This window comes from Vreelandella hamiltonii (assembly GCF_014651795.1).
Lineage (GTDB): Bacteria > Pseudomonadota > Gammaproteobacteria > Pseudomonadales > Halomonadaceae > Vreelandella > Vreelandella hamiltonii.
Genome location: NZ_BMXO01000001.1, coordinates 189,223 through 211,411 on the forward strand (window position 1 = coordinate 189,223; position 22,189 = coordinate 211,411).

At 56.2% G+C, this 22,189-nt stretch carries 16 protein-coding genes and 2 tRNA genes; 3 read left to right on the forward strand and 15 right to left on the reverse strand.

Going from position 1 to position 22,189, the window contains the following annotated elements; all coding sequences use genetic code 11:
- Nucleotides 1–46: 46 nt before the first annotated feature.
- From odhB to sdhC, 6 genes are all read right to left on the reverse strand, one after another.
- The gene (gene odhB / locus IE061_RS00940; RefSeq protein WP_193460710.1) at nucleotides 47–1,579 is read right to left on the reverse strand and encodes a 2-oxoglutarate dehydrogenase complex dihydrolipoyllysine-residue succinyltransferase; all 1,533 of its coding nucleotides are present in this window, start codon (nucleotides 1,577–1,579) and stop codon (nucleotides 47–49) included.
- A gap of 38 nt (nucleotides 1,580–1,617) precedes the next feature.
- Nucleotides 1,618–4,452: a 2-oxoglutarate dehydrogenase E1 component gene (locus tag IE061_RS00945; protein ID WP_193460711.1), complete on the reverse strand. Its 2,835-nt coding sequence runs from the start codon at nucleotides 4,450–4,452 to the stop codon at nucleotides 1,618–1,620.
- Nucleotides 4,453–4,785: 333 nt separating this feature from the next.
- Nucleotides 4,786–5,496: a succinate dehydrogenase iron-sulfur subunit gene (locus IE061_RS00950; protein ID WP_016914530.1), complete on the reverse strand. Its 711-nt coding sequence runs from the start codon at nucleotides 5,494–5,496 to the stop codon at nucleotides 4,786–4,788.
- A 27-nt stretch (nucleotides 5,497–5,523) separates the two neighbouring features.
- Entirely contained in the window at nucleotides 5,524–7,296 is a 1,773-nt protein-coding gene (gene sdhA / locus IE061_RS00955) for a succinate dehydrogenase flavoprotein subunit (RefSeq protein ID WP_016914531.1), read from the reverse strand.
- 3 nt (nucleotides 7,297–7,299) lie between these two features.
- The gene (gene sdhD / locus IE061_RS00960) at nucleotides 7,300–7,647 is read right to left on the reverse strand and encodes a succinate dehydrogenase, hydrophobic membrane anchor protein (protein WP_016914532.1); all 348 of its coding nucleotides are present in this window, start codon (nucleotides 7,645–7,647) and stop codon (nucleotides 7,300–7,302) included.
- Nucleotides 7,641–8,018, reverse strand: coding sequence for a succinate dehydrogenase, cytochrome b556 subunit (sdhC, locus tag IE061_RS00965; protein ID WP_186299111.1), 378 nt, complete (start codon nucleotides 8,016–8,018; stop codon nucleotides 7,641–7,643). Before sdhC ends, sdhD begins: the two co-directional genes overlap by 7 nt.
- 486 nt (nucleotides 8,019–8,504) lie before the next feature.
- Here sdhC and gltA point away from each other — a divergent pair, with 486 nt between their 5' ends.
- Nucleotides 8,505–9,791: a citrate synthase gene (gltA, locus tag IE061_RS00970; RefSeq protein ID WP_039176356.1), complete on the forward strand. Its 1,287-nt coding sequence runs from the start codon at nucleotides 8,505–8,507 to the stop codon at nucleotides 9,789–9,791.
- Between the two features lie 114 nt (nucleotides 9,792–9,905).
- Entirely contained in the window at nucleotides 9,906–10,787 is an 882-nt protein-coding gene (locus IE061_RS00975) for an NAD(P)-dependent oxidoreductase (RefSeq protein WP_193460712.1), read from the forward strand.
- Nucleotides 10,788–11,164: 377 nt separating this feature from the next.
- Here IE061_RS00975 and IE061_RS00980 read toward each other — a convergent pair.
- From IE061_RS00980 to gltX, 3 genes are all read right to left on the reverse strand, one after another.
- Nucleotides 11,165–11,240 (reverse strand) — tRNA-Glu (locus IE061_RS00980).
- 47 nt (nucleotides 11,241–11,287) lie between these two features.
- Nucleotides 11,288–11,363, reverse strand: a tRNA-Ala gene (locus IE061_RS00985).
- A 130-nt stretch (nucleotides 11,364–11,493) separates the two neighbouring features.
- Entirely contained in the window at nucleotides 11,494–12,972 is a 1,479-nt protein-coding gene (gene gltX, locus IE061_RS00990; protein WP_193460713.1) for a glutamate--tRNA ligase, read from the reverse strand.
- A 287-nt stretch (nucleotides 12,973–13,259) separates the two neighbouring features.
- Here gltX and IE061_RS00995 point away from each other — a divergent pair, with 287 nt between their 5' ends.
- Nucleotides 13,260–13,784, forward strand: coding sequence for a helix-turn-helix domain-containing protein (locus IE061_RS00995; RefSeq protein ID WP_016914537.1), 525 nt, complete (start codon nucleotides 13,260–13,262; stop codon nucleotides 13,782–13,784).
- 21 nt (nucleotides 13,785–13,805) lie between these two features.
- Here IE061_RS00995 and IE061_RS01000 read toward each other — a convergent pair whose 3' ends face one another.
- The 6 genes from IE061_RS01000 to IE061_RS01025 all read right to left on the reverse strand — a co-directional run bounded on the left by IE061_RS01000 (nucleotide 13,806) and on the right by IE061_RS01025 (nucleotide 22,077).
- Nucleotides 13,806–14,381: a hypothetical protein gene (locus IE061_RS01000; RefSeq protein ID WP_193460714.1), complete on the reverse strand. Its 576-nt coding sequence runs from the start codon at nucleotides 14,379–14,381 to the stop codon at nucleotides 13,806–13,808.
- 499 nt (nucleotides 14,382–14,880) lie between these two features.
- Entirely contained in the window at nucleotides 14,881–15,588 is a 708-nt protein-coding gene (locus IE061_RS01005; RefSeq protein ID WP_193460715.1) for a hypothetical protein, read from the reverse strand.
- A gap of 2,127 nt (nucleotides 15,589–17,715) precedes the next feature.
- Complete coding sequence (locus IE061_RS01010; protein WP_193460716.1) at nucleotides 17,716–18,327, reverse strand: hypothetical protein; 612 nt, start codon at nucleotides 18,325–18,327, stop codon at nucleotides 17,716–17,718.
- A gap of 62 nt (nucleotides 18,328–18,389) precedes the next feature.
- A complete protein-coding gene (locus IE061_RS01015) occupies nucleotides 18,390–18,797 on the reverse strand; it encodes a DNA adenine methylase (RefSeq protein WP_230478338.1) in 408 nt (135 codons plus the stop codon).
- A 455-nt stretch (nucleotides 18,798–19,252) separates the two neighbouring features.
- Nucleotides 19,253–20,302: a phage portal protein gene (locus IE061_RS01020; RefSeq protein WP_193460717.1), complete on the reverse strand. Its 1,050-nt coding sequence runs from the start codon at nucleotides 20,300–20,302 to the stop codon at nucleotides 19,253–19,255.
- A complete protein-coding gene (locus IE061_RS01025; RefSeq protein ID WP_193460718.1) occupies nucleotides 20,299–22,077 on the reverse strand; it encodes a terminase large subunit domain-containing protein in 1,779 nt (592 codons plus the stop codon). Before IE061_RS01025 ends, IE061_RS01020 begins: the two co-directional genes overlap by 4 nt.
- Between the last annotated feature and the right edge of the window lie 112 nt (nucleotides 22,078–22,189).

Genomic DNA, 22,189 nt, shown 5'->3' on the forward strand with positions numbered 1-22,189 from the left:
TGCAGAGAACGTTTCATCAACAGCGAAGGCGGATCAACGCGCTTCGTTATACGTCCAGCAGCAAGCGAGCCGGGTCTTCCAGCAGCTCTTTGATAGTCACCAGGAATCTTACCGCATCTTTACCATCGATCATGCGGTGGTCGTAGGAGAGCGCCAGATACATCATCGGGCGAATCTCGACCTTGCCATTCACCGCCATGGGGCGATCCTGAATCTTGTGCATGCCCAGGATAGCGGTCTGCGGCGGGTTGATGATCGGCGTCGACATCAGCGAGCCAAAAATACCGCCGTTAGTGATGGTGAAAGTGCCGCCCTGCATTTCGTCGATGCCGAGCTTACCGTCGCGTGCACGCTTGCCGAAGTCGACAATGGTCTTCTCGACGTCAGCAATTTTCATGCTGTCGGTATCACGCAGAACCGGTACCACAAGGCCACGGTCGGTAGATACTGCTACACCGATATCCTGGTAGCCATGGTAAACAATGTCGGTACCGTCGATGGAGGCATTGACGTCCGGGAAGCGCTTGAGCGCCTCGGAGGCTGCCTTAACAAAGAAGCCCATAAAGCCGAGCTTGGTGTCGTGAGCCTTCAGGAAGGTATCTTTGTACTGCGCACGCAGCGACATGACCGCACCCATGTCCACTTCGTTGTAAGTGGTCAGCATGGCGGCTGTTTGCTGGGCCTGAACCAAGCGCTTAGCAATGGTTTGGCGCAGGCGGCTCATCGGTACACGCTTCTCGGCGCGCTCGCCCTCTACCGCAGGCGCTGCCGCCGCTTTTGCCGGTGCAGAAGACTTGGCAGCTTTCTTGGCCGAACCATCCTTGATGGCTTTCTGAACGTCTTCTTTCAGAATGCGACCGCCTTTGCCGGTGCCTTCAATTTTGGAAACGTCCAGATCGTGCTCGGCAACCATCTTGCGAGCAGCCGGTGCCAGCACTTTGTCACCCACCTTCTCATCGGCGCCTTCATCGTCAGCGTCGCTGGAAGAAGAAGCGCTGGCCTGGTCACTGCCACCGCCTTCTACGAAAGTTGCCAGAACCGCTTCGGACTCAACCTGGCTGCCCTCTTCTGCCTTGATTTCCGCCAGGGCACCATCGGCAGGCGCCACGACTTCCAACACGACCTTGTCGGTTTCGATGTCGGCCAGCACTTCGTCACGCTTGACTGCTTCGCCTACTTTCTTGTGCCAGGTCGCCACGGTGCCTTCCTGAATGGACTCAGGGAAGCTGGGCGCCTTCACGTCGTGCTGCTTGCCACCGGCTGGCTTAGCGGCTTCTTTGGACTCGGCCTTCTCGGCGCTGTCATCGCTGGCGGCACTCTCTTTCTTACTGCCAGCACCGCTCGCTTCGCCGATCTTGCCCAATACCTGCTCGGACTCGACGGTATCACCTTCTTCGGCCATCACGTCGGTCAGGGTTCCCGCTTCCGGTGCGACGACTTCAAGCACCACTTTATCGGTCTCGATTTCAACGATCAGCTCGTCGCGTTCGACGCTGTCACCCGGCTTCTTGTGCCACGCGGCCACGGTGCCTTCGGCAACGGATTCCGGAAAGGTTGGCGCTTTGATATCAGTAGCCATGTCGTTTCCCTTATATGTTCTCTAAGCCTGGCGGACGCTTAAATATTAAAAGCGTCTTCCACCAGCTGGCGCTGCTGTTCAGTGTGGACGGACATGTAGCCCGCTGCCGGAGCAGCCGAGGCAGGACGCCCTGCGAATTTCAACTCACGACCCAGGCCGTCTTTCAACAGGTCGGCCACGGCACGCATGTGGTGCTGACTGGAGTACCAGGCGCCCTGATTCAGCGGCTCTTCCTGACACCAGACGATATCTTCCACATTGGCATATGCCTGGAGCACTTCCAGAAGCTCTTCTTTCGGGAAGGGGTAGAGCTGCTCAAGACGAAGGATGACCGTATCGTCACGCTCGCTCTCAGCACGCCAGTTGGCCAGATCATAGTAGACCTTGCCAGCGCACATGATCACACGAGTGACCTTCTCGACATCCGGGTTGCCCTGGTCGGGCAGCACCATGTGGAACTTGCCATGGGCCAGATCTTCGAGACTGGACACGGCTTCCTTGTGGCGCAGCAGCGACTTGGGCGACATGACCACCAGCGGCTTGCGCAGCGGGCGAATCACCTGACGGCGCAGCAGATGGTAAATCTGTGAAGGCGTCGTCGGTACGCACACTTGCATGTTGTGCTCGGCGCACAGCTGCAAGAAGCGCTCAAGGCGTGCCGAAGAGTGCTCGGGGCCCTGGCCTTCATAACCATGGGGTAGCAACATGGTCAAGCCGCACAGGCGACCCCACTTGGTCTCACCAGAGGAAATGAACTGGTCGACCACGACCTGGGCACCGTTGAAGAAGTCACCGAACTGCGCTTCCCAGATCACCAGATCGTTGGGAGCCGTGGTGGAGTAGCCATACTCGAACGCCAGCACGGCTTCTTCCGACAGGAAGGAGTCGTGGATGGTGAAGCGGGGCTGACCATCGGCCATGTTCTGCAGCGGCACGTAGGTCGTCGCGTCTTTCTGGTTGTGCACCACCGCATGACGATGCGAGAACGTGCCACGGCCAACGTCCTGACCGGTAATCCGGATCGGGTGGCCTTGATCCAGCAGCGTGGCATAGGCCAGCGTTTCGGCGAAGCCCCAGTTGAGCCCCATGCCGCCCGCCTGCATCTTGCGGCGGTCTTCATAGATCTTGGCGACCTGACGCTGTACTTCGACACCGTCGGGGATCTCACACATCTTCGCTGCCAGCTGTTGCAGGCGTTTCATGTCGAAGGTGGTGTCGGCATTGCCGGTCCACTCATGGCCCAGGTAGGGAGCCCAGTCGACGAACAGCGACTTGTTGGGTTCCTGAACCAGCGCGTTGGCCACGTGATTGCCTGCCACGAGATCATCGCGGTAGGTTTCCACCATGGCTTTGGCGTCGTCTTCGGACAGCACGCCCTGCTCGATCAGACGCTGCGCATACAGCGTGCGTGAGGAGGGGTGGTCCTTGATCTTGGCGTACATCAGCGGCTGGGTGCCCGATGGCTCGTCGGCTTCGTTATGGCCGCGACGGCGGTAGCACACCAGGTCGATGACGACGTCTTTCTTGAACTGCTGACGGTAGTCCAGGGCCACTTGGGTGGCGTGAATGACCGCGTCCGGATCATCGCCGTTGACGTGGAAAATCGGCGCCTGAACCATCTTGGCAATGTCAGTACAGTATTCGGTGGAGCGTGCATCGGCCGGGTTGGAGGTCGTGAACCCCACCTGGTTGTTGATGACGATGTGTACCGTACCACCGGTCTTGTAGGCGCGGGTCTGGGACATCTGGAATGTTTCCATGACCACACCCTGCCCCGCGAAGGCAGCATCGCCATGAACGTTGATCGGCAGCACTTTGCTTCCGTCAGCGTCGTTGCGGCGATCCTGGCGGGCACGAACCGAGCCTTCCACCACCGGCGCGACGATTTCGAGATGCGACGGGTTGAACGACATGGCCAGGTGGACTTCGCCACCAGGCGACATGACGTTGGAGCTGAAGCCCTGGTGGTATTTCACGTCACCAGAACCACGCTCGATGACTTTCTTGCCATCGAATTCGTCGATCAGATCCGCAGGGTTCTTGCCCAGGATGTTGACCAGCAGATTCAAGCGGCCACGGTGGGCCATGCCGATCACGACTTCCTTGGTGCCGTAGCCACCGGCGCGCTGAATCAGTTCGTCCATCATCGGTACGAACGACTCGCCACCTTCCAGGCCGAAGCGCTTGGTACCCGGGTACTTGGAGGCCAGGTAGTTTTCCAGACCTTCCGCAGCCGTCAGGCGCTCCAATACGTGCTTGCGCACGTCATCGCTGAACTTGGGCGCGCTGCGTACCGATTCGAAACGACGCTGCAGCCAGCGCTTCTCTTCGGTATCCACGATGTGCATGATTTCGCAGCCGATGGAGCGGCAGTAGGTCTGCTCCAGCGCGTCGACGATCTCGCGCAGCGGTGCTTTATCAATACCCAGGAAGAAAGAACCTGTCTGGAACTCGGTATCAAGATCAGCTTTGGACAGCTGATGGAATGACAGGTCGAGGTCGGGGACGGGGGTGGGATTACGCAGACCAAGCGGGTCGATATTGGCCTTTTGATGGCCACGGAAGCGATACGCGTTGATCAGCTGCAGGACTTTGACCTGCTTTTTGTTTTCACCGCTGTCGGACGCGGCGACTACCCGGCCTGGGCGACTTTCACGGCCAAGCTGGTAGAACTGATCACGAATGGGGCTTAGTGGAACATCGTGGGAGGCACTGCCTTCAGCACGCGGCAACTGATCGAAATAGCTGCGCCACTCGTCTGAGACAGAATCAGGATCGGCGAGGTACTGCTCGTAAAGCGCTTCCACGTAGTGGACATTGCCACCACTAACGTGAGAGGAACGCCACATCAACTCCATTATGCCTTGTTGCATCTCTCGGTCACCCTGCACTGATGGGGTGGTATCGGCATCGCTGCATGCGTGCAACGACATCGCTATTGCCCTGCCGGCGGGGCGGGACGTTTGCCGGCGGCGCCGACCTGAGGCCGGTAGCCCTTGTTCATACACGTATGATGACGCGTTTCATTACCAGTTCATGCTCAAAAGCCGGTACTCGTCGCACCGGCTTTTAAACTTGGCTGATCCATGGTGCGGCGCGTCGCCGCACCATGACAGCCCCTATGATAACAAGCGAAGCGCCACGATTTAAGTAGCTTTGTGATGCAACTTACGTGGTAGTCGCTTTTTTTTCACAGGATTAATGAGTTACGTCGCATCTGCGAGCAACATTTCACGAATTTTACCAATTGCACGAGTCGGATTCAGACCTTTCGGGCATACCGCCACGCAGTTCATGATGCCGCGGCAACGGAATACCGAGAACGGGTCTTCCAGGCTGGTCAGACGCTCACGCGTGGCGGTATCGCGACTGTCGGCCAGGAAGCGGTATGACTGCAGCAGACCCGCCGGGCCCACGAACTTGTCCGGGTTCCACCAGAACGACGGGCAGGACGTGGAGCAGCAGGCACACAGGATACACTCGTACAGGCCGTCCAGCTTGTCGCGCTCTTCTGGCGACTGCAGACGCTCGATGGCGGGCGCTGGCGTGTCGTTTTGCAGATACGGCTGGATGCGCTCGTACTGCTTGTAGAACAAGCCCATGTCCACGACCATATCACGGATGACCGGCAGGCCAGGCAACGGACGCAGAGTCAGCTTGTTGTTTTTCACGACGTCCGACAGCGGCGTGATGCACGCCAGGCCGTTCTTGCCGTTCATGTTCATGCCATCGGAGCCGCACACGCCTTCACGGCAGCTGCGGCGATAGGCCAGGCCACTGTCCTGCTCTTTCATCAGGTGCAGTACATCCAGCACCATCAGATCGCGACCTTTGGTATCGACCTGGAACTCCTGCATGTAGGGCGCGGAGTCGGTTTCCGGGTTGTAGCGATACACGGATACCTGAAGATTTGACATGGTGTCTCCCTCTCGTCGGTGCGGAGATTAGTAGGTGCGAACCTTCGGCTCGAACGTATCGACTGTTTTCGGCTTGAAGTTGACGTCGCGCTTCTTCAGCTCTTTGCTAGCCGGGAAGTAGAGCGAGTGTTTCAGCCAGTTGACATCATCACGGTCGGGGTAGTCGTAGCGCGAGTGGGCACCACGGCTCTCTTTACGCTCAAGGGCAGCAATCGCCGTTGCTTCTGCCACTTCCATCAGGTTGTCCAGCTCCAGCGCTTCGACACGGGCAGTGTTGAAGGCGTTGGACTTGTCCGGCAGGTGCGCATTGTCGATGCGGCCACGCAGTTCCGCCAGCTGTTTGACACCTTCCTGCATGTTTTTCTCTTCACGGAATACACCGAAAGAGTTCTGCATGATGCTTTGCAGCTCGGCCTTGAGCTCAGGAATGCTTTCACCGCCTTCAGATTCGTTCCAGCGAGTGATGCGCTTCATGGCGGTTTCGATGTCCGACTCGGAGGCATCCAGGTATTCGATACCTTCGTTCAGCGCGCCTTCGATGAACATGCCCGCAGCGCGACCGAAGACCACCAGATCCAGCAGCGAGTTGCCGCCCAGACGGTTGGCACCGTGTACCGATACACAGGCAGCTTCGCCACACGCGAACAGACCGTTGACGATCTTGTCGTTGCCGCTCTCGTCCTGGGTGATCGCCTGACCATGAATGTTGGTCGGGATACCGCCCATCATGTAGTGGCAGGTCGGTACGACCGGAATCGGGTCCTTGGCCGGGTCGACGTGAGCGAAGGTCTTGGAGAGCTCGACGATGCCGGGCAGACGCTTGCCAAGTACTTCTTCGCCCAGGTGATCCAGCTTCAGGAACACGTGGTCGCCCTTCTCGCCACAGCCGCGGCCTTCGAGGATTTCCATGACCATGGAACGCGCCACGACATCACGGCCCGCCAGGTCTTTGGCGTTGGGCGCATAGCGCTCCATGAAACGCTCGCCATCCTTGTTGACCAGGTAGCCACCTTCACCACGGCAACCTTCGGTGACCAGCGTGCCCGCACCGTAGATACCGGTCGGGTGGAACTGCCACATTTCCATGTCCTGCATCGGGAAACCAGCGCGCAGCGCCATGCCGATGCCGTCACCCGTGTTGATCAAGGCGTTGGTGGTCGACGCGTAGATGCGTCCGGCACCGCCGGTCGCCAGCACGGTGGCTTTCGACTTGACGTGCACCACTTCGCCGGTTTCGATACACATGGCGATACAGCCCACCACGTCACCGTTGGCGTTCTTGACCAGATCCACCGCGTACCACTCGTTCAGGAACGTGGTGTTGTTCTTCAGGTTGTTCTGGTACAGGGTGTGCAGCAGCGCGTGACCGGTACGGTCGGCGGCGGCGCAGGTACGTGCTGCCTGACCACCTTCACCAAAGTTCTTGGACTGACCACCGAACGGACGCTGATAGATGCGGCCATTGTCGAAACGCGAGAATGGCAGGCCCATGTGCTCGAGTTCGAAGACGGCCTTGGGGCCCTCCGAACACATGTACTCGGCAGCGTCCTGGTCAGCGATATAGTCGCCGCCCTTGACGGTGTCATACATGTGCCAGCGCCAGTCGTCGTTCGGGTCGGCGGAGGCAATCGCACAGGTGATACCGCCCTGAGCAGAAACCGTGTGGGAGCGTGTCGGGAACACTTTGGACAGTACCGCTGTCTTTTTACCGGACTTGGCCAGTTCAAGAGCGGCACGCAGGCCAGAGCCACCGCCACCCACAATGATGGCGTCAAACGTCAGGCTACGAAGGTTAGACATAGATCAAGCTCCCCACAGGATTTGGATGCCCCACACCAGGTATACGAAGATGGCCAGAATGATCAGCGTCTGGGCACCCACGCGCAGGCGAGTGGACTTGAGGTAATCGGTAGTGACTGTCCACAAACCGATCCAGGCGTGCGCTGCAATGGAAATGAAGGCCAGCAGCGAGAAAATACGCATCCAGGTTTGCTCGAACAGCCCGCTCCAGGTGTAGTAATCCAGGTTCGGGTTAAACAGCAGGTAGGCGACGATGAAAACCGTGTAAAGGGCCAGGATGACCGCAGATACTCGCTGCATCAACCAATCGGACAGACCGCTACGGCCAAAACTCGTGATGTTGGTTACCATACCCAAACTCCTGCCAGAATAATCAGAACCGCACTGACTACGACCGTAGCCTGTGCTTTTTTCACGCCACCCTCCAGGGTCACGCCAATATTGGCATCCATGAGCAGGTGCTTGATGCCTGCCACGAAGTGGAATGCCAGGGCAGACAGCAGGCCCCAAGCAACGAACTTGGCGAAGACGTTGTTCGCCAGGGCGTTGCTGACAGCGTCAAAGCCAGCCGGAGATGACAGGGATTTGCCCAGCGCCCAGAAAGCGAAAATCAGGCCGACGAACAGGATCACGCCGGTGATACGGTGCGTAATCGACGTCAGCGCTGGCAGTGGGAAATGTATCGTAGTCAGGTCTAGGTTTACGGGTCGTTTGCTATTCACGGCGTTATACACACTCTCTTGGCCCGCTCAGCGACGGTCGGGCATAACCCGAGCGGGCGGTGGTTGCTGGAAGGGGCTCGGCCGTTGCCAAGTCGGGCACGACCACCTACCTGCCGGTCGCGCGCCGTGGATTATAAGAACCTTAGCCCCTGCTGACAAACCGATCTCAGACTTAACTCGACCATGGTGCAAGAAAATAGCCAATGGTCTGAGTCGATTTTGCGATGCAGCATGGTTATAGTGACATTAGATGGACGGTTTGATAAGCCTGTTAACGTATCGTCAACCCTCTGTCACTTCGGTACTATAGATCCCAGTTAATCATATACAATTATTATCTAAAACAACACATCCTGTATAAGCATGTCTAGCATTACGGCTAATTGACAAAATGTCGCACACTTCTATAGTGGGCAAGCCTTTTCGCCGGCGCGGCATGCGAAACAACGACTTTACGTCCCAAACCGAACTCGAAAGGAGGTCATCATGGCTGACAGGAAAGCGACATTGACGGTAGACGGTCTCGACAAGACGATCGAACTACCCATGTATTCCGGCACACTTGGCCCCGACGTCATCGACGTACGCGGCCTGGGCGCCGAAGGCCTGTTTACCTACGACCCCGGCTTCATGGCCACCTCTTCCTGCCAGTCCGCAATCACCTACATCGATGGCGGCAAGGGCGTACTGCTGCACCGCGGCTACCCCATCGACCAACTGGCAAAAGAATCCAACTTCGTCGAAGTGTGCTACACCCTGCTGTTTGGTGAACTGCCCACAAAAGAGCAGTACACCGATTTCGAATCGCGCATTCGCAATCACACCATGGTGCATGACCAGATCAACAACTTCTTCAAGGGCTTCCGTCGCGACGCACACCCGATGTCGATCCTGTGTGGCGTGGTCGGTGGTCTGGCAGCGTTCTACCATGACCACATGGACATCACTCAGGAAGAAGACCGCGTCATCAGCGCGATTCGCCTGATTGCCAAAATGCCTACCCTGGCCGCCATGTCGCACAAGTACAACGTTGGCCAACCCTTCAACTACCCGCGCAACGACCTGAGCTATGCAGAGAACTTCCTCTACATGATGTTCAGCAACCCTTGCGAGGAGTACAAGATCAACCCGGTGTACGCCAAAGCCATGGACCGCATCTTCATGCTGCATGCAGACCATGAGCAGAACGCCTCCACCTCCACCGTACGCCTGGCAGGCTCTACCGGCGCCAACCCGTTTGCCTGTATCAGTGCGGGCATCGCGGCACTCTGGGGCCCGGCACACGGCGGCGCCAACGAAGCCGTGCTGAACATGCTCGACGAAATCGGCGACGATTCCGAAGAGAACATTCAGCGCTTCGTGGACAAGGCAAAAGACAAGAACGACCCGTTCAAGCTGATGGGCTTCGGCCACCGCGTTTACCGCAACTTCGACCCGCGCGCCAAGGTCATGAAAGAGACCTGCGACGAAGTACTGGCCGAGCTGGGCCTGGCCGATGACCCGCAGCTGAAGATCGCCAAGCGCCTGGAGCAGATCGCTCTCGAAGACGAATACTTCATCGAGCGCAAGCTGTACCCGAACGTCGACTTCTACTCCGGCATCATCCTCAAGGCCATGGGCATTCCGACCAACATGTTTACCGTGATTTTCGCGGTATCCCGTACCATTGGCTGGATCTCCCATTGGCACGAAATGCTCAGCGAAAGCTACAAGATCGGTCGTCCGCGCCAGCTTTACATTGGTCATGACCAGCGTGACTACCCCAAGAAGTAATCGGCGGCGTGTACGGCGATGACTGAACGACACAAAGGCCACCCACGGGTGGCCTTTTGCGTGCAGCCTACCCCCTTCATGACACCACTCCCCCATCAACAACAAAGGTGCCTTATGTCTTCTATCACTACCGTTGCCTTTATCGGCCTGGGCGTCATGGGCTATCCCATGGCAGGACACCTGGCCAAGCAGGGCCTGACCACCCGCGTTTATAACCGCACGGCCGCCAAAGCCCAGGCATGGGCCGATCAGTTCGGCGGCACGGCCCACGCCACGCCCGCCGAGGCGGCCCAGGGCGCCGATCTGGTGCTGGTGTGCGTGGGCAATGACGACGACGTGCGTCAGGTCACCACCGGCGAACACGGCGTGCTGCAGTCCATGGCCCCAGGCAGCTATCTGGTGGACCACACCACGGCCTCAGCCGACCTGGCACTGGAGCTGGATGCCACCTGTCGCCAGAAGAGCATTCACTTTATCGATGCCCCGGTATCTGGCGGCCAGCAGGGCGCAGAAAACGGCGCGCTGACCATCATGTGCGGCGGTGAACAGACCCCTTTCGATGCCGTTGCCCCCGTGCTTGACCACTATGCTCGCGCTGTCACGCTCATGGGCCCCGCCAGCAGCGGCCAGCTCACCAAAATGGTCAACCAGATCTGCATCGCCGGCCTGGTACAAGGGTTGGCAGAGGGGCTGCACTTTGCCGAACAGGCAGGACTGGATCAGCATCAAGTGATCGAGGTGATTTCGAAAGGTGCCGCTGGATCCTGGCAGATGGAAAACCGCCACAAGACCATGATCGCCGATGAGTATCAGCACGGCTTTGCCGTCGACTGGATGCGCAAGGATCTGGGCATCTGCCTGGAGCAAGCGCGCAGACTGGACGCCACGCTACCCGTCACCGCACTGGTGGATCAGTTCTATGCCGACGTCCAGCGTATGCAGGGTGGCCGATGGGACACCTCTTCGCTGTTGAAGCGTCTCCGCAAAGGCGAATAGCGCTTGACATTTTGACACTGACAGCCGGACCAGGGTTTTCCACACTATCTGTGGATAACCCTGTTCACAACCACTACAAAACGTCCCGTAATCGCCATGAACAGTGACCCAGCCTTAAATTGGTCATTTTTTAACCTCTCATAAGCCGTTGATTTAAAAGAGATTAAGCTAAGACGCTGATTTTTTATGTCATATTCACGAGGCTGTGCACAACCCTTTACCCAGACGAGCAAAAGTGGACAAGTCAAGCACAATATTGACAAAAAAAGCGATAAATTGGCTAAAACGCCAAATAGGAAGCAGCCGAAAAGGCAACGCGACATTGGGTTGCTATCGAGACTTTTTGAAGGGGGAAAATACAAAAAACCAGAAGAAGGTGGCGTCCCATAGGGGGTTCGAACCCCTGTTCCCGCCGTGAAAGGGCGGTGTCCTGGACCACTAGACGAATGGGACGTATCTACCTTTTTACATCATGGTACATCGTTAGCATGGGCTAATGATGGTGGAGCCTAGCGGGATCGAACCGCTGACCTCAACACTGCCAGTGTTGCGCTCTCCCAGCTGAGCTAAGGCCCCACGTGTCGTGAAGACGGAGCGTATATTACTGATTACGCTCGCCTTCGTCAACCCTGTTTTCGCAAGAAGCGTCAAATATCTCGCTCGCCGCTCATCTGACGCTCCCTGCCCCTCTGTACAGGTCGAGTGTTTACAGGTCGCGGAACTCTTTTTCGAAGCGTTTCGCCTGCTTTTTCGATACGCCACCCAATACCTCGATGGCGTGGCGCAAGCGAGCCCGCGTCACGTCCGACCCGAGAATCGCCATGGCGTCCATGACGGACGTGCTGGAAGCACTGCCCGTAATGGCAATGAACACCGGCGCCAGAAACGCCTTCATCTTGAGCTCGAAGTGTTCCGCCAGGTGTTTGACTTCCGTCAGCAGCGCTTCCTTTTGCCAGGCATTGACGGCTTCGAAGCGCCATACCAGGAATTGCAGCAGCTTCACCAGCTCTTCGTCTTCCAGCTTGATAGCATCGAAATCCTGCTTTTCCAACGAGGGCAGCCCAGAGAAGAAATGGCCCGCCAGCGGAACCACCTGCGAGAGCGTCTCTACCCGCGGGCGAACCTGGGGCAGGATCTGTTTGACATAGGCATCGTTGAACGCCCACTCGCGCAGCGCCAGCAGCAACGCATCGTCATCCAGGTCTTCACGAATATAAACGCCGTTCAGCCAGGTCAGCTTCTCCAGATCGAATACCGGCCCACCCAGCGATACCCGCTGAATGTCGAACTCAGCCATCATTTCGCTCAGGCTGAACTTTTCGCGCTCATCCGGCATCGACCACCCCATCCGACCCAGATAGTTGGTGACGGCCTGGGGCAGGAAACCCATGCGACGATAATAGTTGATCGAGGTCGGGTTCTTGCGCTTGGAAAGCTTCGACTTGTCCGGGTTGCGCAGCAGCGGCATGTGGCAGAGCTGGGGCATTTCCCAACCGAAGTAGTCGTAGAGCAGCTGGTGCTTGGGTGCCGAGTTGATCCACTCTTCGCCACGCAGCACGTGGGTGATGCCCATCAAATGGTCATCGACCACGTTGGCCAGGTGATAGGTGGGCATGCCATCGGACTTCATCAGGATTTGCGCGTCCACCTGCGCCCACTCCACCTCGATTCTGCCGCGCAGCATGTCGCTGACCACGCAGACGCCTTCACTGGGCACGTTCATGCGGATGACATACGGCCAGCTTTCATGCTCACGACGCGCCTGCTCGGCGGCGTCCAGCGCCAGGTCTGCAGGTTTCAGGGCCAGGTGCAGGCCTGCTTCCTTGCGGGATTCACGCAGCTCGTCCAGCTCTTCACTGGTGCGGTAGCACTTGAAGGCATGGCCTGCATCCAAAAGCTGCTGCGCATACTGGGCGTAGATCTCGCCGCGCTCGCTTTGACGGTAAGGGCCATGCGGGCCGCCTACATCAGGGCCTTCGTCCCATTCGAGCCCCAGCCACCGTAACGAGTCGAGAATCATCTGTTCTGATTCAGGGGTAGAACGCACCCGATCGGTATCTTCAATGCGCAAGATGAACTGACCGCCGTGCTGACGGGCAAAGCAGAGGTTGAACAGCGCAATATAGGCCGTGCCTACGTGCGGGTCCCCAGTCGGGGAAGGCGCAATACGAGTACGTACGGTCATCAATCTATCCTTGTGGCGGTAAATGCATCGCCACATTATACGCGCCCCAGCTATATCCAACAGCACCCTCAGGGGAACGAGTTTCCTTTAAAAGCGTCATAAGCAAAGCTCAATGTCCACGGTGTGGAAGATGCGCGTTAAAGCACAATCGCTTAGTATGGTGTAGTACCCATGATTCGTGTTCATGCATGCGAACGATTCTCATCGTTTACAGCGTGTTCTGAGCGCCACCGAATAGGTGGAAGTACACTTAACGAGCTGATTTAGCTCATCGATAGGAAGATGAAATGGAATCGCTAGGCTCACGTATCAAGCAACTGAGGCTTAGGGCCAAGCTCAACAAAGCTGCCCTAGCACGTAAAGTTGGCGTGTCGGATGTCACCATTTCTTATTGGGAATCTGGGGCAATCAAACAGATCGGCCATGAACGCCTGGTGGCGCTCGCGGACGCACTGGATTGCTCGCTAGCTACCCTATTGGAAGGAGACAGCGCGCCACAACTGCTCACCCTGAACCATACTGGTCCCCTCCCCTGGGAACAGGTTCAGGCCACTGCTATCACCGTGCCGCATCACCTGCCGTTGAAGATCGACTGGAAAGCACCTTGCGTGATGGTGACCCCTGCCAAGGAAGCAGATTTTTCACCAGCGTCGGCGGGAGACCTGCTGCTCCTCGGCCCGACACACGTGTTCCACAAGGCCGGGCACTACCTGGTACAACGGGATGATCAATACGTCATTGAGCACTACACAAAAGCGCCCAATAGCACCTCGATCCATGCCGTTCTGCTTGCCCACTGGTGTGCTGCCTAAAGCATCTTTACCTCCCCGTCCCTAATTGTCCTCAAACACGTCCACCTGGTCGCGCGTTCGTCTTGGTTCACTGCCTATCAAGAGACGCCGCGAGTAGGTGGCCACCTGACCCAACCCATGGCGGGACTGGCTGACCAGCTCTCCCGCCAAATGCTCACCCAGATCACCAATGCGTGCCCGCACGCTGGCTGGCTGAACAGCGGCTTCGGAAAGCTGTACTCGCACCACGTAACCGCCATCCGGCAACCCACTCCCCGTACCCAGCGGCCCGACTTCGAACTGCCCTTCCCTGACTTGGGTACGCGCCTGCCAGCGCACGCGGCTCAGCTCACGCTCGACCACGACCTGTACCTGGGCTCCGTCCGGCAAGTTGGTCTGGCCCGCAATCATCAATCGGCGGTCAGAGAGTAGTTGAGCAGAGGTCGACACCTCCACCTCCAGCGGCTCGATAGGCTCGGCTTCCGCCACTGGCTCGGCCGCGGCGGTCTCTTCCACCTGCACCGCCTCTGCCGGCGCCTCCTCTTCAGGACCACTGCAACCCTGCAACATCAACGCACCCAGCAGAGCGGCTCCTGCGTAACCTAGCGCTTTCCCCATCACCACGTCTTCCCCTTGTTATTGGCGGATACCTACCATACCGCCTTTGACCACAAAAAACGCAAAGTGATGCAAGCATTTACCCAATATCAGACCAGGCTTTAGCGCAGGCTTCTATACTCTTCCCGTAGCATCCAACGCAGCTTTAGCGCGTGCCCTTTGGTTTTGACGTTGGCAGTTTTGTGCGGATCCACTTTTCTTGCGTTTATCCCCTCTTAAGACGCTGCTGTGCTGCGGTGGTACTCTCGCCTTTCTATCATAGGCCTACATGCCACTGCCGCTGCCCATGTAGTACATGACCATGGTGTCCAGCCGCTATCGAGGATATGCCCAATGACACTCATACAAGACCGGCGTAACGCAAGAAATTGATATCATCAAAATAGGCCCCAAAAATATAGAACGCCGCTTTTCTATTGCACTCATGATGGATTGGAACTGAAGCCCATGATTGTGCGTTTTAACTGTTCGATGTAGCAACAGTATTGCGGATAGAAGCTCAATTCCCTCTCATTCGACGCTCTAGCACTACGACCACACCAGGGAAAAGCCGTCCATTTAGATCGTTGCTATAATCTGAGCATTCATAAGGAAAATTGTATGCATAAGCTGTGGGCTTACCTTTGACGCGTTCAAAATCCCCCATCCTGCCAAGCCATGCTTTTACCCTTGCCTGAGTCTTATCAAGGTCAATCTTCCCTTCACTTCTAACTTCACTCAAAGGTATGTAAGGTACAATGAAAGTGACAGCCATTCGCCAGTCAGCTTCGTAACTGTGTAAATTACCAGCATCTTTCCAAGCTGCATCGAGTCCGGCTTTCACGTTCACTTCGCCTGCGCTTCGATCACCAATCGACTGCCATACCTGCTTCGCTTCTATCGCGTATGAAACTTCAGAATTAGTAACGTACATATCGCACCGACCATAGCGAGAGTCACCATCATTTTGGCTTCCATCAATTATCCCTCGCTTATCCGTAGCGAACTCCTCTATTGCGACCCATTGATCCTCACTAGGAGGTATTCGCCATGCGGCGCCGGCCAGAATGCTTATGGACGCTCGCTCATTATGCCACCAGCAATTTTCAGTTAGCTCAAACTGTTTATGAAGCTCACAGTACTTTTTCACCGTCGTGACCCATGAGCTCAGCAATGGTTCAAGGCTGGAGTAATCACTAGGTACGATGCTACCAGAGATGTCATTCATTCAACTTTCTCCTAAAATAACACAGAATACTGCTCATAATTTCGATTAAATCCTCATCGCTCACAGACAAGTTCATGACCGATAGGGTGCACTTCATAGCGAGGTCTTCGCCACCATCTATGCGAAGAAACTTGCGTGATTTCGCATGACAAAGACGCAGTCAACTTGATCGTACAGCCTAGCAACAGAGCAGCCTAGCGGCATGTGCATGGGTGCACAAAATCACACAGGTCTAGCGCCGCAGGCAGTGAGTCGACGGCTTGCCGAGAGTGACATCAGGGGCCAGGGTTGAGCTGCCTGTATAGTTGCAGGGCCTTTTCTTAGCTATCCAGGGTGGCAATCAGTACCACACAGCATATGACAAACAACATGCCAAAAAATTATGGCAGTAATTCCCAACACTGCAACCATAAACACATTCAAGACCCCACCCATCTCACCACTTGATATCTCTGCCACACTCGTTGCGTATACGCCAAATAATAAATTCAGAAGAAGATACACCCCTGCCATAAAAGATGCCACACCGACAACCAGTGCTGGCAATCCAATAACTAACTAAATAGTCGATCTTTTAGCTCGGGATAAATCAGTCCAACGGCCATGGGTTAAGTTGTAGGTCTCAAAGCCACACCTGAAAACTGGCGAGGTACGGCCAAAGACAGTGAGCGCCTCACTAGGTCCCCAGTCACTACGCGACAAACGGTCAGTTAATTTAGCCAATCAATCTGTTGGAAAGCTTTGAAGAAAGCTGCCTCAAATCTCAGTTGCATGGCAGGGCTATCTTTGTCTTCCTGATATTTTCCAATGAATCGCACAGACCATCGAGATTACGATGGCAATTGAAAAACTGAGAAACCAAGTTGAGAAGTTACTTCAGCATGGTCTTGCTCCTTTTGATTACACACAGTAGAAACCGCCCTCATCGGAGCAGTTTGGTTGATGTCTTATCTTTCAGCCTAGCGGTTGCTGATGATCAGCTCTCCTCGTAGCTCCGTTGCCTTCTGTCCTACAACGTATCGAATTCCAGCAGTGAGATGAGTTAAGACTCGATATGCATCTCACGTATCGGGCGAGTCGTTGAGGTTGTATTTTTTGCCTCGCTCTGACTTTACGTACTCGGGTCGACGCTCTATCCGGGCGCGGCCACTTCTGAGCCCGAGCGTTGTTGCTGCACGTTTTACTCTGTGAGGGATGGCCTTTCTTCCGTACAATAGTCCGCCATTCCCCTTGCCGCTTCTGAAAACTCGCTATTGGTGTACCAGGATTTTTGGATAGTGGGCGTTCTCCGCCACTAGGTACACTGGCGGTACACTGAGGGCGGTTTTTAACGGTATCAGGTGGCAACATATGTGTATATTCATACAGTTACAGAATTTATTAAATGACTGATTTTATTAGCAACAGCAGTGCCGACAGGGGTAGGTTGTTTTCTGTGGCCCCCATGATGGATTAGACCAAAACCCCGCCGTTAAGCCTCCCGTTCAGAACAAGTACCAAATTTGTGCCAACAAAATAGCGCTTTTGCTCTACTCGCCTACTGCTTACAGATATCCGTGTGACGCGTGTGCGTGCGCATCATGTGTGAAGGCTACGCCAGAATGTTTGGGGGTCTCGGAAAAAGGTAATAAAGGTAACCAATCTCAGAAATACGATCTAAGCCACTGAAAATAATAAAATTAAAACAGTCGTTCAAAAGGTAATAAAAAGGTGATCAATAGGTAACCACATTACCTTTTGAAAAGGTGAATTGAACATTTTAAAAAAGCATTCAATATCAATCACTTGAGTAAAAATTACCTTTTGCATCACCTTTTATTACCTTTTAGAGGTAATCTATAAATTATTTAAAATCATATGGTTACGGACAAAAAAGAGCCAGATCACCTAGGTTACCTTTTCCCGACACCCCCCATGCTTCTTAGTCCCCCCACCTATGGCTGTGTTAATCCACCTGCTGTGTGAAGAAATTTGCATGATTCCGCATGAAAATGGGCACACTCAATTTGGCCGTGCGCCCCAGTTACGGCGCGGCCTTATGGCATGTGCATGGGTGCATAAAAACACACAGGTTTAGCGCGCAGGCGGGGCGGGGAGTCGACGGCGCGCCGTGGGGTGGCGTGTTGGTTAGTTAGCCTGCTGCTGCTCATCAAGCAGCTGTTTCAATTTATAGACTTGAGCGTCAAAAGCAGATGCACGAGAAGATAAAAACCAGACGTACAAGCCGGAGGCTCCGGCTACAAAGGTGCCAGGACTGAAAGCGAAGAATATAAACAGTAGAGCTGCCTCCCCCGGAAAACTTACGAGGTTTTTCACCTCAAGCTGGCCCCATGTAGAGAGAAGCCCCCAGGCAAGAACACAGCCGAAAAACATCAAAAAGACAGAACAGAAATACAGAACTGGCTGACCAATCGTTGAAAAGGCAATCCAGCTTTTGGGGTATCGATATCCCCAGCCTTCTTTGACTTGGCCAGTGACGTAGTCATATTGGAGTAGCGCTGAACTGGACTTCCCAAATACATCCCAGGCTCTAAAAGGGCCCCATTCTAACTTGGCCAGCTTATCGATTAGCTCTGCAGATGCCCTTTTTTTATAGCAATGCCAGTAGGCGCTCTCTACGTCAAACTTCAGAACCAAATCATCGGTTGCATCACGATACTTGCCATACGCATTTATCAATTGATTGTAATTTTCAGATTTAACTGGAATGAAAATACCAGGGAAGCTGAATGTGATCACCTAACTCTCCACAGAAGAAACCGCCCACATAGGGCGGTTTGGTTGAGGCCTTGGCTTCCAGCCTAGCGGTTGCTGATGATCAGCTCTCCCCGCGGCTCAGTCGCCTTCTGCCCTACAGTGTATCGAATTTCGGTTGTCTGGATGGTTAGCCCTTTGAACGCATCACGCATCTCGGGCATATCGTTGACGCTGATCACGAACTGGCCCTGCCCTGTTCGGGCCAGCTCGCCCATGCGGTAGTACTCCTCCAGCGGGAAGTCGCGACCGTAGCCCGCTGTTCCCCAATACGGAGGGTCGAGATAGAACAGCGTACCTTCCCGATCATAGCGTTTGATGCACTCAGCCCAGTCCAGGTGCTCGACCACTGTGCGAGCCAGGCGCAGGTGGGCGGCGCTGAGATCTTCCTCAATGCGTAGCAGGTTCATACGTGGTGGGGAGACGGCAGAGGTGCCAAATGTCTGGCCACTCACCTTGCCGCCGAAGGCGAGCTTTTTGCAGGTAGAAGAAGCGTGCCGCCCGCTGGATATCGGTCAGGTGGCGAGGGTCGATATCGCGTTGCGTGAGGTACTCTTCCTGGCTGATCAGCCGCCAGTGAGGCGGCTATTAATGTTTGCGGCTACGACCTAGTCCGTACCCTCCTCCCAGGCTTACCATGCCGCGATCCATTACATCGGAGCTCCACTCTCGCTCAGGCTTGTCTAGGGAATCAAGATATCTTTTCCTCTGGGCTGGCGTCATATCCTTCAGAAGCGGCCGTTGAAGATTTGCTTGTTTTTTGTCGTGTTGCTTACGGCGATGCTTCTTCAACCTATGGGCTTTTACCCGAGCTTTGCACTCGGGGCATGTCACGTAATTATCAGTATTGTTTTGTGTGGCCACGACTGCTCCAAATTGTTATTCAATCTACCTATAATCAGGATAGCCCCTACACAGCGCTTACTTCCAACGAATACTCCCGAAACCGAATCACCTCCTCCCCCAGCACATCGTTGATCTCACTGAACACCGCCTGCACTGGTTCCAGCTCATTGGTGACGAACACCTTCGCGGCTTTCTCCACGTCACCAAATCCACCGGTATTGTTGGGGATAATGCCCATGAGCTGCGGGGGAATGCGGTGGCCAGCTAGCTGGTCGTCGCGTGTGATGTTCTTGATCGCGGCGAAGTCGTCCTTGGCGGCGACCTCGCTGATCGGGATGATCTGGATACCGTCCTTCTTGCCGTTGGGGCTGTACAGGAACAGGTTGCGGAAGTTGCCCACGCCTTTCGACTCCTTCAGCGCGGTGCGCATGGCGTCGATGTCCTCCTGGTTGTGGGCGGCGTCGGAAACGTACATTACGAATCCCGCGTGGGAGCCGTTCAGGTAATACTTGCGCCGAAACAGCGTGGCATTTTCGTTCAGGAAGATCGACTGCAGCGCGCCCAGGTAATCCGGCACACCATACACCTCCTGGTTAATATCCGGTTCCAGCAGGTGGATGATGCTGCCCTCCTCGAACTCGCTGCGCTCTGACCAGTTGGGCACCCAGAAGTAACGTTTGAGATCTGCCCCACGGCGAACGTACTTCGCCCGCGCAGGCTTCAAGGCCAGCAGTCTGCCCAAGCGGCCGAAGATCCGCTCCAGGTAGCAGTTGCCAAACACCAGGTAGTCGGTGGCCAGCGCGCTGAAGGCCTGGCGGCTCAACAGCCGGTGGGGAATGAACGAACGCACCAGGATATTGCGCTTCACCTGGATGGCCGAGCCGTGGTGCGCCGTGGCGCGGTAGGTCTGGGCCAGCGCCGGAAAATCCACCGGCGGCTCATACCACTCGTTGCCCAGCATCCAGCAGCCGGTATAGAAAAAATCGTACCCATCAATCACCGGCGTCGGCTCACCGAAGCTGAACGCCTCCGCTTTGGCAGGCTCGGCGGCGGTGTCGGTGTCTTTCACGTAGGCGGGCACACGCACCCGTGGCTTTGCTGCCGCGTTGCTCATCCGTACATCTCCATCAGGGAACGGCCCGTGCCATGGTCGGCGGGGCCATCGAGGGGCTCATTGTGTAAAGCGTGCATGGTCGCCCACGCCAGGTCAGCGTGGCCGGTCTGGTTATTGCGACCAGCGGTATAGGTCATCTGGCGGCCGGAAGCCGTCAGCTCCCGGCGGATCGCCATGAACGACTGGGCGAGATCCACCCAGCCAGCGTCGAATTCAAGCCGCCCCTTGTTGATGATCTGCTGCGCCTGCATCACCAGGCGCGCCTTCATTTCAGGCGTATAGCGGTAACGGGTGACGGTGGGGAAGAACTTCGCCACCAGTTGGGCCACGGCCTCCCCCAGGCCCGAGGTATCGATGCCGATGAAGGTCACGTTGTAGCGGCGAGTCACGCTGCGGATGAACTCCGCCTGCGCCTCATAATCGCGGCCCTTGATGCGGTGGCGCTCCAGAATGCGGTGCTTGCTGTCGGCGGTTTTAGGCGGCGCCACTACCACCAAGCCCGCCCCATCGCCGTCCTCACCATCCCCCGCTGGGTCATAGCCAATCCATACCGGATGCTCGCCATACGGCCGAGGCGCGAAGGGCTTCAAATCCCGCCAGGCATCCCAGCTATCCACCATGCAGCGCTGCATCATCGCCAATGGGAAAGCGCTCTGCGTATCGTCCACGAACTCGCACATCAACAGGTTCGCAAACTCATCGTCGCTGTACTCAAGGCGCAGCTGGTCGATATCGAATAGGTCACAGCCCCCGGCAATCGCATCCTCAATGGTCACGATCTGCCGCCACTGGCCATCCGGCCCCCGCGCCCCGTTTTTCAGCGCCGCGTGGCTCACGTCCATCTTCACCCGGTCGGCTTTCTTCTGGCGTTTGTTGAATCGGTCACCAGTCCAGAACGGGTACGCCTCATGGGCCACTGAAGAAGGCGTGCTGAAGTAGGTCTGTTTCCACTTCTTGTGCATGGCCATGCCCGACGTCACCTTGCGGAACGTCTCGAAGCCATGAATCCAGAAGTATTCGTCCAGGTAGGTATCGCCGTGGTAGCCCTGGGCGGTTTTCGCATTGGTACCCAGAAAATGCAGCTCTGCGCCGTTGGCGAGAATGATCGGGTCGCCCTTGAGCTCCACCCCGGTCACTTCCTTCACGAACTGCACGATGTAGTGGCGGAAGATGTGCGCTTGGGCCTTGCTCGCGCTCATGAAGATCTTGTTTTTGCCGGTCTCCATGGCATCGGCAATCGCCTCGCGGGCAAAGTACCAGGTCGCCCCGATCTGCCTCGACTTGAGCAGGTTTCGAATGCGCTCATGCTGCCCCGCTCGGTACCAGCCGCGCTGATAATCGAACAGAGACGCCTCGAACGCCTCGACGATCTGGATCACCCCCTCATCGCCCACATCGTTACGGGCGGGCTTCTTCTTCGGCCCCTCGTTGCGGCGCTCGATGTTGGGGTTCAGGTCGGCTTCCTTCCCGCTGCCCTGGTACTTATGCACCCGGGCCAGCCGCTCGATCTGGCGGCCCAGCAGATCGATCTCCTTAAAGTCCTTGCCCTCTTTTTGCTCCTTCCAAATCAGCTGCACCAGGCGCGCTTCCAGCGCCCCCTCCACTCGCTGCGTTGGCGTGGCCTCGTCCCAGGCATCGCGTTTCTTCCACGAATCCACGGTGGCCCTGGGCAGGTCCAGAAATTCAGCAATACGCGCAATTCGCCACCCCATCCAATAGAGATGGCGGGCAGAAAGGCGGTGCTGGTCGTCGTCGATGAGGGCTTGGGCTGTCATGCCGCCAGCGTACCCGCGCAGGCGCGCCCAAGAGTGCCCTGCTCGGTGTAAGACGCGCTACTTACACCGAGCCCTCATTGAGCCCAGCCCCCAGTGCGGGGAACCTGACCGC

Coding starts and splice junctions, on each gene's coding strand:
- odhB (WP_193460710.1), bottom strand. CDS start 1,579: ATGGCTACTGATATCAAAGCGCCAACCTTTCCGGAATCCGTTGCCGAA.
- IE061_RS00945 (WP_193460711.1), bottom strand. CDS start 4,452: ATGCAACAAGGCATAATGGAGTTGATGTGGCGTTCCTCTCACGTTAGT.
- IE061_RS00950 (WP_016914530.1), bottom strand. CDS start 5,496: ATGTCAAATCTTCAGGTATCCGTGTATCGCTACAACCCGGAAACCGAC.
- sdhA (WP_016914531.1), bottom strand. CDS start 7,296: ATGTCTAACCTTCGTAGCCTGACGTTTGACGCCATCATTGTGGGTGGC.
- sdhD (WP_016914532.1), bottom strand. CDS start 7,647: ATGGTAACCAACATCACGAGTTTTGGCCGTAGCGGTCTGTCCGATTGG.
- gltA (WP_039176356.1), top strand. CDS start 8,505: ATGGCTGACAGGAAAGCGACATTGACGGTAGACGGTCTCGACAAGACG.
- IE061_RS00975 (WP_193460712.1), top strand. CDS start 9,906: ATGTCTTCTATCACTACCGTTGCCTTTATCGGCCTGGGCGTCATGGGC.
- gltX (WP_193460713.1), bottom strand. CDS start 12,972: ATGACCGTACGTACTCGTATTGCGCCTTCCCCGACTGGGGACCCGCAC.
- IE061_RS00995 (WP_016914537.1), top strand. CDS start 13,260: ATGGAATCGCTAGGCTCACGTATCAAGCAACTGAGGCTTAGGGCCAAG.
- IE061_RS01000 (WP_193460714.1), bottom strand. CDS start 14,381: ATGGGGAAAGCGCTAGGTTACGCAGGAGCCGCTCTGCTGGGTGCGTTG.
- IE061_RS01005 (WP_193460715.1), bottom strand. CDS start 15,588: ATGAATGACATCTCTGGTAGCATCGTACCTAGTGATTACTCCAGCCTT.
- IE061_RS01020 (WP_193460717.1), bottom strand. CDS start 20,302: ATGAGCAACGCGGCAGCAAAGCCACGGGTGCGTGTGCCCGCCTACGTG.
- IE061_RS01025 (WP_193460718.1), bottom strand. CDS start 22,077: ATGACAGCCCAAGCCCTCATCGACGACGACCAGCACCGCCTTTCTGCC.